The 12,228-nt window shown below is 44.8% G+C and carries 9 protein-coding genes; 7 read left to right on the top strand and 2 right to left on the bottom strand.

The annotated features are described in order from the left end of the window. Window positions 1–12 precede the first annotated feature (12 nt). Window positions 13–2,841, bottom strand: a complete 2,829-nt coding sequence (locus tag OEV42_11410; GenBank protein MDH3974877.1) for a cytochrome c3 family protein — start codon at window positions 2,839–2,841, stop codon at window positions 13–15. Between the two features lie 219 nt (window positions 2,842–3,060). Here OEV42_11410 and OEV42_11405 point away from each other — a divergent pair, with 219 nt between their 5' ends. The 5 genes from OEV42_11405 to OEV42_11385 all read left to right on the top strand — a co-directional run bounded on the left by OEV42_11405 (window position 3,061) and on the right by OEV42_11385 (window position 8,372). Then, complete coding sequence (locus OEV42_11405; protein MDH3974876.1) at window positions 3,061–3,381, top strand: metalloregulator ArsR/SmtB family transcription factor; 321 nt, start codon at window positions 3,061–3,063, stop codon at window positions 3,379–3,381. Window positions 3,382–3,449: 68 nt separating this feature from the next. After that, window positions 3,450–3,872, top strand: coding sequence for a CoA-binding protein (locus OEV42_11400; GenBank protein ID MDH3974875.1), 423 nt, complete (start codon window positions 3,450–3,452; stop codon window positions 3,870–3,872). An 85-nt stretch (window positions 3,873–3,957) separates the two neighbouring features. Continuing rightward, the gene (locus tag OEV42_11395) at window positions 3,958–6,255 is read left to right on the top strand and encodes an efflux RND transporter permease subunit (protein MDH3974874.1); all 2,298 of its coding nucleotides are present in this window, start codon (window positions 3,958–3,960) and stop codon (window positions 6,253–6,255) included. A gap of 27 nt (window positions 6,256–6,282) precedes the next feature. After that, complete coding sequence (locus OEV42_11390; protein MDH3974873.1) at window positions 6,283–7,074, top strand: outer membrane lipoprotein-sorting protein; 792 nt, start codon at window positions 6,283–6,285, stop codon at window positions 7,072–7,074. A gap of 29 nt (window positions 7,075–7,103) precedes the next feature. After that, window positions 7,104–8,372 carry a hypothetical protein gene (locus tag OEV42_11385; protein ID MDH3974872.1) on the top strand — a complete coding sequence of 423 codons (1,269 nt, stop codon included), beginning with the start codon at window positions 7,104–7,106 and terminating at the stop codon, window positions 8,370–8,372. 113 nt (window positions 8,373–8,485) lie between these two features. Here OEV42_11385 and OEV42_11380 read toward each other — a convergent pair whose 3' ends face one another. Continuing rightward, a complete protein-coding gene (locus tag OEV42_11380) occupies window positions 8,486–9,883 on the bottom strand; it encodes a LytR C-terminal domain-containing protein (GenBank protein MDH3974871.1) in 1,398 nt (465 codons plus the stop codon). A gap of 349 nt (window positions 9,884–10,232) precedes the next feature. On the opposite strand from OEV42_11380, the gene tpx reads away from it, so the two are divergent. Both tpx and OEV42_11370 read left to right on the top strand, forming a co-directional pair. Further along, window positions 10,233–10,766, top strand: coding sequence for a thiol peroxidase (gene tpx, locus OEV42_11375; protein MDH3974870.1), 534 nt, complete (start codon window positions 10,233–10,235; stop codon window positions 10,764–10,766). Window positions 10,767–10,822: 56 nt separating this feature from the next. Further along, window positions 10,823–12,228 (top strand): sensor domain-containing diguanylate cyclase (locus OEV42_11370; protein ID MDH3974869.1); only part of this gene is annotated, 1,406 nt, incomplete at its 3' end.

Here is a 12,228-nt window from a genome sequence, read left to right as displayed (position 1 = left end):
GCCTCCCTTAAATTATTCTCCCCTGGACATTCTTACTTTTTTCTCTCTTCTTTTGGTCAGCCCCTTGCCAAAATCAAGGATGATAAAGAGACCGAGACCACCCACCACAACAACAATCAGAATCCCGTAAAAGCTGTTAATAAGGGTGGTAACAATATTTGGCGCGCCGTGCATGCTGCCTATGCCTGCCATCTTTGCTTCCGTACCGTGGCAATCCTCATTTGCGCAGATCTTGTAGCGATTATCCTTATGAACAGCAGATTTGGAATCATCTTCCTTATAAATTCCATGCCCTCCATGACAGGTAACGCATGTTGCCGCCCTTCTTTCGCCAAGGGCAAGGGCCTTGCCGTGAAAAGACTCGTTATAGCCCGCCAGGGCATTAACCATGTTGTATTTTTTTGCTATTTCATTGCTGCCGTGGCACTTGTCTGATGCACATACTTCGATATCATTGAGGTGCGCTACAGAAGAATCAGGGTCTTTAACCCGCTTAATCCTGTGATTGCCATGACAATCGACACAACTGGCCGAATCCTCGTTATTCTCCTTGAGGATTTCCTTGCCATGCTCACTCCCGGCAAATTTAACCATGGCGTCACCGGACTTGTTTTGCCTCTCGTGGCAGCCGCCGCAAAGCTCAAGAATATCTCTTTTGCCAAACTTATTCGGCTTAAATACATAACGACCATACTTTTCGCTGTATTTGTACTGCCCATAGTTTGTTTCACCTGATCCGGCGGCGATCCGTTCTATCCTGTTATGACAATTTTCACAGGTTATGCCCTCTTCCTTATGAACATCGTCGTACTCACCATAGGGTGCGGATTTTCCTTCACCATGATGAATAAATTTCTCCCCGTTTTCAGGATCATACTTTTCCTTATGGCAAACGCCACACTGATAGAGACTGCCTTTTTCCCCCTGAAGTTTAACGATTTGAGCATTATCATTATCGATAACCGTCGGATAGATAGCATGTGTGCTTCCATGGCAGGCTTCGCAATAGATTTCTCCATGGCCCTTTGAAAACCTGTAAAGGCTCACACCTTTCATAAGAGCATCCTTCTCTTCGGGATGGTCGAGGTGGCAATCCCCGCATTTGGGCTCTGAAAGCCAGGGCTGGGAACCTGTCCCCGCAAAGGGTCCTTCCTCAATGTGACGCAATTCAGGATCTCCTACGGCAGCCATGGGATGGCCCGGATGTTTCTCATTGTCACCATGACAATCATCACACCAGGTTCTGTTTGTCTCAGGCTCCGGGTATTCACCTGCCTTTAGTTTCTTCTCTCTTACAAAGAGACTTTTTTCCTCACCGCCTGTCATGGTTCCCCTGAGACAGTCCGTATCCTTTCCGGGATGACAGAGATAACAATTCTGGGTAACCTCATCATGTTTGGTATGCATATCATGGGTATACTGTCCAATAGGGGCGCCCAGCATTTTACGAGTAAGATAGTCGTTTTTTTCGGAATAATCATTATTCACAAGATAGGCAAGCTCCGCCTCCAGTGCATCCCCTGTCGTCACAGGATAAGCATTGGAGCGGTGACAAACGGCGCAGAGGATGGGTACGCCTACCTTGGCCAGTGTATAAAGTCCGATGCCGCTTTCGCTCATGTGCTTGCCTTTAGCCTTAAAAACATTTTCTGTATCGACGGCTCCCTGGTAGAGGAGATAGTCGTAGACCGTGTGATCGTAACCCTTTACGCCATGAGAAACGACATCAGCACCACCGGCATCTTTAAAATGCTTAAGGTCATGGAGCTTAAGGACGTTGAGCCTGTACTGCTGGCTCTCGGGTACCTCTACCATCTTCGCGCGGCCCGTTGCAACTTCCCTGAAAGTTGCATCAGGGGCCGGTATTTTATCCCCTTCACTGGAAGTGTTCCTGTTGGCCGTTCCGTTGTTCCTGTGGCAGTTGGCGCAGTGCATTTCATCGGAAATACCCGCCACAGTCGTGCCCTTGGCAAGGACATTTCCATCTTTGTCCTTAACGGTGATTTCCGCCATCTGGTATTCATTCCAGGTACCGTCATCGTTCCACTTGGTCAGAGGAAATCCTTCTGCCACAAAAGCATCAAGGGGAGAACCCATGGTGACTCCCTTTTTCACAGTGATATGAAGGTTTTTATGGAAGGCATAGGGAATCATTTTCCCCGACAGGCCTGTACCCGTTACGCCTCGTCCCGGCGTCCCGCCATCATCGATCCGGACGGTACCGTCAGGCATTTTTTCAATCTTGTCATCAGCCAGATCGTTGGCTACGTGAAGCACCTTTTTGCCAAGAATTTTTCCCCTGATATTCTCCCCCTTCTCCCTGTCTTTTACGGCCTTTAATGGATCGATGAAGAGGCCGGCAGGATGCGCGCCAAAATACTTGGCTGCATAATCCCAGTAATTACTTTTAGGCTCTCCGGCCCTGGGTCCGGAAGTAAACCTTTGTGATGTGTTGTCGGGAAAAGCGTATTCGACGGTAATCCCGAAATAAGGAGAGTTTGGATTATTAACCATGTCTCCCTTTATGACAACAGAACCCTTGTCCGTCTTGTGTATGATCTGCGCCCAGAGGGTTTGAAAGGGAGGGAGCGTAGATGAGATGGAAAAGTCATCATCCATGCAGTGAATACCCAGATCATTCCAGGCAATAACCACATATTCATCGTCGGCGGCGGGAACCTGTTCGGCTGAATAAGAAATTTCCTTATCTTTTTCAAACCTGTGATCATATTTAGGTTGATGTGATTTTTCTTCATGTTCATTAGCATTGCCTATCCCGCCGGCAAGCAACGCCACAGACATGAATGTGAAGAACAGAACAGATTTTAACAGTACAGCCATAGCTACCCCCTTGAGTAATTTCGTTTAAAAATATTCCCTACAAAAAGTTTAACCTTATAAACAGCAATTGCAAGATTTTCGAATTTTTTTATTCCCTGTGAGGCAGTTAAAGAATTTGAAACCTTTTCATCAGTTCCGGGATCTTAATATTGACTCCAGGTACAAATTAGGCTATGCTCAGTATTAATTAATACATTCATATAATCGAAGGTCACATAAATGAGTAAAGATATATACGAACTGCAAGCAAACATCTGCCAGACGCTGGCTAATGCAAAGAGGCTGGAAATTATAGGCATTCTTTGCGACAAAGAGTTTACTGTTGGAGAGGTCGCCGAAAAAATGGGTATCAGGACGGCCAATCTGTCACAGCATCTATCCATCATGAAGGCAAAGGGCATATTAAACTCCAGAAGAGATGGTGTTCATATCTACTACAGTATTTCCAACCCGAAAGTCGTTCAGGCCTGCACCCTCATGAAAGAAGTGATGGCTGAACTTTTACAGGCTCAGGGCAATCTCTCTAAAAAAGTCCTGTAAATTTTTTTAATCTTATACTTTCATATATTCGAAATAAAGGCAAGTAAAAAATGAGGAGGCATTTTAAAATGTTAAATAGCGCTATAGAGCAAATACTTAAGCAGGCCAAGACAGTGGCTGTTGTCGGCCTGTCAGACAAGGAAGGCAGACCAAGCCTCAAAGTAGCAAGCTATCTGAAAAACCAGGGCTATCATATTATTCCTGTCAATCCGAAGATTGATAAAGTCCTGGGAGTAAAGAGCTACCCTGATCTGGCTTCAATTCCTCATAAAATCGATATTGTGGATATCTTCAGAAAATCGGAAGATGTGCTTCCTATTGTGGAAGAAGCTGTCAAAATCGGTGCCCGGCTTATCTGGATGCAGGAAGGTGTTATCAATAAGGAAGCCGCCGGCAAGGGGATAGAGGCAGGCCTTGAGGTTGTTATGGACAAATGCATGCTAAAAGAGCATGCAAAACTATCACAAGATATGAAAGATAAAGACCTTTAGCCATTTATTGCAAGCCCCAAAAAGTCTGATAGAATTAATTTTAAGTTCCCCAATCCGGGAAAAGTCATAAAAGGGAGATAAATCCATGTTAAGAAAAATTGTAAATTTAACCCTGGAAAAACCAAAAACCGTTATACTTGTGTATCTCATCATATCAGTCGCTTTTTTCACCCAATTTTTCAAAATCAAGGTCGATACGGACCCCGAGAATATGCTCTTCTATGATGACCCGGCCAGGGTGACACACCGGGAGTTCAAGGCCGAATTTGCGCTCCATGACGCTATAATGGTGGGTGTAGTCGATGAAACCCATGAAAAGGGCGTGTTTACACCGGAAGCACTTAAAAACATTGCCCTCATTTCAGAAGAGATCATGGAGATCGAAGGGGTTATCGCCAAGGACCTTATCAGCCCCATTACAACCGATGATATCCAGGGCGGCGGCGGAACGCTTGTCATCGAGCCCCTTATGGCAAAGGGAGAGCTTACGCAAAAGCAGGCTGAACTGATGAGAGATGCAGCGCTCGGTAATACCGTGCTGAGAGACATGCTCGTCAGCGCAGACGGGAAAGCCATTGCTATAGGCGTGCCCATTAAGGAAAAACATGAAAGTTACCGCATTGCCACGGAGATTGAGGAAATCATAGAAAAACATAAGGGAAGCGAGGAATACCACATTACGGGGCTTCCTGTGGCGGAAGACACCTTCGGAGTTGAAATGTTCAAACAGATGGCCATTTCAGCGCCCCTGGCGGGCCTCATCATATTCCTTCTCATGTATTACTTTTTCCGCAGCTTCATCATGATCATCTCCCCCATGATAGTGGCCATCATATCCATTATCTGGACAATGGGACTTCTCATCGGCTCGGGCCACACCGTCCATATTATGAGTTCCATGATTCCCATTTTCCTCATGCCCATTGCCGTTGTCGACAGCATTCATATATTAAGTGAGTTTTATGATGATTACCAGAAAACGAAAGACCGAAAAGCAACCTTCGGCAAGGTCATGGACAATCTCATGACGCCCATGCTTTTTACCTCCGTCACCTCATCCATCGGTTTTCTCTCGCTGGCTCTTACCCCCATTCCCCCGGTGAGAATCTTCGGTTTTCATGTGGCCTTCGGTATTATGAGCGCCTGGTTTTTGACGATCACTTTCATTCCCGCCTTTGTCATGATTCTGCCCGAATGGGTCATGAAGAACTTCGGCTCTAAAAAAGAAGAGCATGGCGGCAGGATGCTCCGGGTACAGGAAGCGACAGGACATTTCAGCACAAAAAGAAACAAGGGCGTTATCACCGTAACGCTCGCCATCTTTCTCCTCTCTTTATGGGGTATTACGCTGACAATCGTTAATGACAACCCCGTCTATTGGTTCAAGAAGGACCATAAAATACGAGTGGCTGACAGGGTGCTCAATTCCCATTTCGGCGGCAGCTATATGTCCTACCTTGTACTGGAAAGTAATGAGCAGGACATTATGAAATCACCTGAGAACCTTGCTTACATCGAGAAGCTCCAGAAACATATGGACAAACTGGAAGTGGTGGGCAAAACGACTTCCATTGTGGACGTTATTAAAAAAATCGGTTTTGAGTTGAGAGACAAGCAAAAAGGGTCCGACGCAATCCCCGCCACCGCTCAGGCAGTTGCCCAATACCTCTTCCTTTATGAAATGAGCGGCGATCCGGAAGATCTCTATCACCTCATTGATCCAAATTACAAAAAAGCCGCAATCTGGGTACACCTGAAAAAGGGGGACAATCTCTATATGAAAAAGGTTGAAGAAGAAGTGGCAAACTATATTGAGCAAAACCCGCTTCCCGATGAGATAGATACCAAATGGGCGGGCCTGACCTACATAAATGTCGTATGGCAGGAACGTATGGTTAACGGTATGTTAAAAGCGCTTATGGGAAGTTTTGTCATGGTTCTTTTTATAATGACCTTCCTCTTCAGGTCTTTAATCTGGGGCCTTATTTCCATGGTGCCTTTAACGGTAACCATTGCATTCATCTATGGGCTGGTGGGTTTTAGCGGCAAGGATTACGACATGCCCATTGCCGTTTTGTCTTCACTGACCCTTGGCCTTTCCGTTGACTTTGCCATCCACCTTGTGCAAAGAGGGAGACAGATATTCAAAGAAGAAGGGAATTGGGACAAAGCCATAGACAAGCTCTTTGACGAACCGGTTCGGGCAATCATCAGGAATGCCATCGTTATTGCCATTGGCTTCACCCCCTTGCTTCTGGCGCCGCTCGTGCCCTACCAGACGGTGGGTATGTTTATGGCCCTTATTATGGCAATCAGCGGAGGAGTAACACTCCTTGTCATACCGTCAATTATGACACTAATCAAGAGCAGATTAAAAGTTTAACAAATACCAATATACGGGAGGTATACCATGAAAAAGATAATTTTACTAACAATGGCGCTAATGCTGACACCCTCATATCTGCTTGCCATGACGGCCGATGAAATCATCGAAAAGTCCAACATTGCCTATTACTACGCAGCAGATGACGGCAAGGCGACGGCAAAGATGTCCATTAAAGATGCCAGAGGGAGGAAAAGATACCGGGAAATAACCATTTTAAGGAAAGATATTAAAGATGGCGGCAGGCAAAATTACTATGTCTACTTTCATGAACCTGCCGACGTAAGCAAAATGGTCTTCATGGTCTGGAAGCAGGTATCCGGTGACGATGACCGCTGGCTCTACATGCCGGCTATCGATCTGGTAAAAAGGATCGCAACGAGCGACAAGAGGTCGAGCTTTGCCGGGGGAGTCTTTACTTACGAAGATGTTTCCGGCAGGAGAACGATTGATGACACACATACCCTTTTAAAAGAAGAAAAAATCAATGGGAAAGATGCCTATGTCATTAAAAATGTTCCCAAAGACGCCGATGTCGTCGAGTTTTCCTACTACATCTCATGGATAGACAAGAAGACATTTCTGCCCATTAAAGGGGAATATTTTGACAAAAAAGAGAAGCTCTACAGGACCATAGATGTGGAGAAAACGGCCCTTATCGATGGCTACCCGACCTCCATACGCGGGACAGGGAAAAACCTGGAAACGGGCCTTGAGACAACCATTGAATTTGTCGATGTAAAATATAACCTGGGACTTAAGGATAAAATATTCAAGGAAAGATATTTAAGAAAACCACCAAAGGAAGTCAGAAAATAAAAATTTTAAAACAGAAGAGAGAACAAGTTATGCGATCCAGGACAATCATTATAACGCTCATGTTTTTTTTGCCTTTTTTTCCGGCAGGCAAAGCCAATGCGCTAACCCTTCACGGCTTCATGGAAGGCGCCTATGGAACACGCTTTGAGGATGACCTGACCAAGAAAGATCACTACACCCTGGGAGAAGGCCGCTTTCAGATTAAAGGCAGCTATGTTCCCTCCTTTTTGGACAATTGGGACGGCGAATTCTCCTTTAAAGGCGATATTTATTATGACGGCTATGAAGAAACGACCTATGGCGACGCAAGAGTGGCTGTTTTGTCTATCACACCCCATGACATGATAGACCTTAAGCTGGGCAGGCAGATCCTTACCTGGGGAACGGGGGACCTCGTTTTTATTAATGATTTATTCCCCAAGGACTATATTTCCTTTTTTACCGGCAGAGATGATGAATATTTAAAGCTCCCCTCCGATGCGATCAGGGGCTCTTTATTCCTGGATATGTTCAACGTGGATCTCGTCCTCATTCCCGATTTTGAACCTAACAATAATATTAAAGGTGACAGGCTCTCTTACTATCATGGTCTGGAAGGCCGCATTGTCGGCGACGACGTGGAAAACGATTACAAAGAACCCGAGAACAAAAGCAAAAACAGGGAAGCCACCCTCAGGCTTTACAAAAATATTAAGGGTATGGAAGCCGCCCTCTACCTCTTTGACGGTTTCTACAAAGATCCCCTGGGTGTTCTTAAACCCACCCCGACATATCAATTCTATTACCCTGAGTTAACCGTCTATGGCCTGAGCCTTCGTGATGCCGTCTTTGGCGGTATCGGTAATGTTGAAGCAGGATATTACTATTCGAGAGAAGACAAGGACGGCGACAATCCCATGGTGGAAAATTCCTGCTTCAAGGCGCTGGCCGGTTATTCGAAAGACATGGGAAGGGATTTCAGGATCGGGATTCAGTATCAACTGGAAAAGATGCTCCATTATGACGAATATGAAAAAAACCTCCCTGCCGGTTCCGTCAAAGCCGATGAAAATCGACATCTCTGGACGCTTAGGCTAACCAAACTCGCAATGAACCAGAATTTGACCTTAAGCCTCTTTTCCTTTTACTCGCCTTCTGATAAGGATTACCACTTAAGGCCCCAGGTAAGTTACAAGTTTACCGACAATCTGAGCACAACCCTTGGAGGAAACGTCTTTAAAGGGGAAGATGACCACACCTTCTTCGGTCAGCTCGATAGAAACGATAATGCTTATATTAGAGTGAGGTACGGTTTTTAGATTGATACTTTCTATGAGCAATGTCCGCTAAGGCGGAGCGCTTTAGAAGCAGCACATAAAAAAAGAGGGGCAGTTATCGCCGCCCCTCTTCTAACATATATCTGATTAATAGCCTATTCCATCAGGAAGGCAATATCTGCGCCTGCAACAACCCTGACATGAATATTGGCAGGGAGTTTTTTAGCAGGAAGAACATCCTGGTCTTTCGGAATAGCCCTGGCAACCATAACCCCCTCATTGATGAATTTTTTCTTATGGAGGATATAGGTTTTCCCCTTGTCATGAACTTCAAGATCTGAAACTTTGCTTACGTTGTATCCTTTTTCCTTAAGAAAATTTGCAACCGTTTCACCAAGACCGGCCATTCCCGATACATTAATCACCTCTACCCGGAGATAATTGTAGGGATTATCAGCAATGACAATCATGGGAGCCCCTGCTTCGGCTTCAACTAACTCAGTATCTGCCACGGGAACTTCCTCAATAGCTTCCGGCTGAGGCGCTTCCATAACACCAGGCTGCGCCATTGCCTCTTCTTCTGTAAGCTTTGCCTTGCTCTCTTTCAAGCTCTCTATCTCACGCCTTAATTCCTCAACTTCCTGAGACAGGCTGCTGATAGGCGCCGTCAAAGGATGTTCTTTTGCCTTCCTTGCTTTGGGGAGCGCTTTTGGGGGCGTGTTGTAACCATAGCTTAATCCGGCAAGGTATTTGGCATGCAAATAATCGGGATCGGCATCTTTGTCAGGCGTCTCAAGGGCGCCGGCCACACTGAGGGTCAGATTGCTGAATGAATACTTTATAGCCAGCATAACAAGGTGGCTCGTTTCACTAATATGAGCAACGCCACCCTTTTCATTGATTCTTTTGCCCTGCCATTCGAGAGCCACTGACAGATCATCGGAAGGAGCTATCTCGAAAGCGGCAGATACATAGGAATACTTTGCAGAAACAAAAGTACTCGATAAAGTGGTAAAAACTCTCACATCCTCCTGGCCCGTCCCACCGGAAAGATGCAGGTTGGTAATACGGCCGAAAAAGCTGACATTTAATTCACCGGCATAAATATCTTCACCGCTGCTGTATACAGGGTCTTTCTTTCTGCTGTTCATTGATCCATAGCCGGAAGCGGTAATGCCGTATCCCTTTTCCCTGCCGCCTGCAAGTCTTACTTTACCAAAGCCATTAACATAATTTGTCTTCCATGACTTAACATTATCAGAGTCCGGCTGCATGGTAGCGCCCGTAACGCCAATCTCCAGGTTTTCAAGAAAGAGAAACTGGAATGCGCCTATATTCGTTTTATCGACAACATCCCTTTCATTGCCGGGAATATCCACTTCATAGCTGTCCTGTACCGTAAATAAGCTTAAATGATGTTCGCCCTTGTCCAGAACATCTGCAGACCGTGTTAATATAAGGCCGGCGGGACCTGACAGGCTCGGCGTATCAGCCTTGGCTAATGTGGAGAAAGAAAAAAGGATTGCAACTATAACTAGTAAAATCTTTTTCATAGTACCTCTCACAGTATTATTATTTTTTCGTTTATACCACATAAAGGGAAAGATAAAAAGCATAAACTTCTAAATTGATTGCATTTTTTTGATCATAACAAAAAAAAATGAAGAGTCAAAGTCTAAATGTTTTTTTTATAAATAAGGCCATTCAAAAATAGTCTTTTGCAAAGCAGGCAAAAGCATGCTTAAATTACAGGAAAAAAAGGATAAAACCGATCTGGCAGGCCCCTTAATTTGAGGCGGAATTTTGAGGCTTTAAAAAAAATTTGCACCCAAATGCATGCCTGGCAATCTAATGAATAAGTTTAAAAAAACCAGATTAAATTTTTAGGAGGAGATAGTTACTATGGAAAGAAAAAATGCAATAACAGTTAAAGGTAATGGGGTAACGCTTATTGGGCCGGAACTAAAAGCGGGAGACAGGGCGCCTGACTTTACGGTACTTGACAAAGGACTCCAGCCTGTAACACTGGCTGACCTTAAAGGCAGCGTAAAAATACTCAGCATTACACCCTCTCTCGACACACCTGTTTGTGATGCGCAGGCAAGAAAGTTTAATGAAGAAGCGGCAAAACTGGGAGATAATGTTACTATTGCCAATATCAGTATGGACCTTCCTTTTGCAATCGCCAGATTCTGCACAACAGCAGGGATTGAAAAAGTCACTGCACTGTCTGACCACAGAGACGGTTCTTTCGGTGAGGCCTACGGCGTGCTTATCAAGGAACTGAGACTTCATGCAAGGGCCATTTTTGTAATTGATGCAGAGAATACTATCCGCTACGTTGAAGTTGTCCCTGAAATGGTTGACAACCCTGACTTTGACAAAGCCCTTGAAGCGGCTGGAAACCTGCTTCCACAGGCAGCGTCCGCATCATAAAAGAAAACAGAGAAATTCTTGCAAGGGGCATCAGGTGATGCCCCTTTTTATTTGAAATGCCTTACCTTTTCCTGCAAACACATTATCTATCCAATTCCGCTTCACAGTCTGCTATAATTGCCACCATGGAATTTTCAACAAATAAAAAAGCAGACCCCGGTCTGACAAAAATAAAAAGAACCTTCCTTGATCTCAGCATAACAAAAAAAATGCTGCTCGGCTATCTTCCCCTATCGGCGCTGACTATCTTCACAGCAGCCTATACCCTTTCAGTCCTCTACAAGCTGAACTATATTAACGACAGCGTTATAAGGGCGGATATCAGCCTGATCAATACCAGTGAAAAAATGCTGGATCACCTTTTAGCCCGGGAACAATACGGGAAAAGATATATCATTTTAAAAACACCGGAGTTGAAACCGCTCTTTTTTGAAAGGAGCGAAGAGTTTAAAAAAGAGCTCTCCAGCTTTAATGAACTGTCGGCAAAACTGGGGTTTAAGCAAAGTCCCCTCTCTGAACTGGATGAAGAGTATAATAAACTTTTTCAGAAGTGGTTTACCTTTAGTGAAGAAAACTCCCCCCGGAAAACAGAACAAGTTGAAGAGGAGATAAGAAAAAAACAGGAAGAAATCATCAGGATCATCAATGACATAAACAATAGGGCCCGTAATGATCTTGATGAAAAAACATCAACCACTTCCAGAATGGGAATCGAGGCTTTTAGTGTCGTCTTTTTCCTATGCCTCTTAAGTGTTCTCCTCGGCATTGGCGGCGCCATGTTCATCACCCACTACATCTCCTCCTCCTTTACACGCTTAAAGGCCGCCATTAGCCAGATTTCAGGGGGAAGCTTTGAAACAACACTCCTTGTTAAAAGCAAAGATGAAATCGGGGAGTTGACGGACGCCTTCGGAAATATGTCCTATGAGCTGAAAAGATTAAAAAAACTGCATCTCGATGCAAGTCCGCTTACCTACCTTCCCGGGAACACGGCAATAGAAAATCTGCTGGAAAAAAAGATAGCAAGGAAGGAGTTTTTTTCATTCTGCTATCTCGATCTCGATCATTTCAAGGCATTCAATGACCGCTATGGCTACGCAAGAGGAAGTGAGGTGATAAAGGCAACAGCCAATGTGGTGGAACAGAGTGTCATTTCCATGGGACATACAGAAGATTTTGTCGGGCATATAGGAGGAGATGATTTCGTCGTTATTACCACGCCTGAACGCCATTGTGAACTATGTGAAACAGTCATCAGCAATTTTGATGAAATGATCATTGATTTTTATGATGCCGAAGATATTGCACAGGGTCACATAGAGGGGAAAACACGCCGGGGGGAAAAAACAAACTTCCCCATAATGACTATTTCCATAGCCGTTGTTACAAACCAGCACAGAACACTGGTAAATCACATCCAGGTGGGGGAACTTGCCGCAGACCTCAAAGATTACGCCAAATC

The organism is Deltaproteobacteria bacterium, assembly GCA_029860075.1.
GTDB lineage: Bacteria > Desulfobacterota > JADFVX01 > JADFVX01 > JADFVX01 > JAOUBX01.
The sequence above is the reverse complement of the archived record's forward strand: the minus strand, read 5'-3'. Positions and strand labels throughout refer to the sequence as shown.

Coding starts and splice junctions, on each gene's coding strand:
- OEV42_11390 (MDH3974873.1), top strand. CDS start 6,283: ATGAAAAAGATAATTTTACTAACAATGGCGCTAATGCTGACACCCTCA.
- tpx (MDH3974870.1), top strand. CDS start 10,233: ATGGAAAGAAAAAATGCAATAACAGTTAAAGGTAATGGGGTAACGCTT.
- OEV42_11395 (MDH3974874.1), top strand. CDS start 3,958: ATGTTAAGAAAAATTGTAAATTTAACCCTGGAAAAACCAAAAACCGTT.
- OEV42_11405 (MDH3974876.1), top strand. CDS start 3,061: ATGAGTAAAGATATATACGAACTGCAAGCAAACATCTGCCAGACGCTG.
- OEV42_11410 (MDH3974877.1), bottom strand. CDS start 2,841: ATGGCTGTACTGTTAAAATCTGTTCTGTTCTTCACATTCATGTCTGTG.
- OEV42_11385 (MDH3974872.1), top strand. CDS start 7,104: ATGCGATCCAGGACAATCATTATAACGCTCATGTTTTTTTTGCCTTTT.
- OEV42_11400 (MDH3974875.1), top strand. CDS start 3,450: ATGTTAAATAGCGCTATAGAGCAAATACTTAAGCAGGCCAAGACAGTG.
- OEV42_11380 (MDH3974871.1), bottom strand. CDS start 9,883: ATGAAAAAGATTTTACTAGTTATAGTTGCAATCCTTTTTTCTTTCTCC.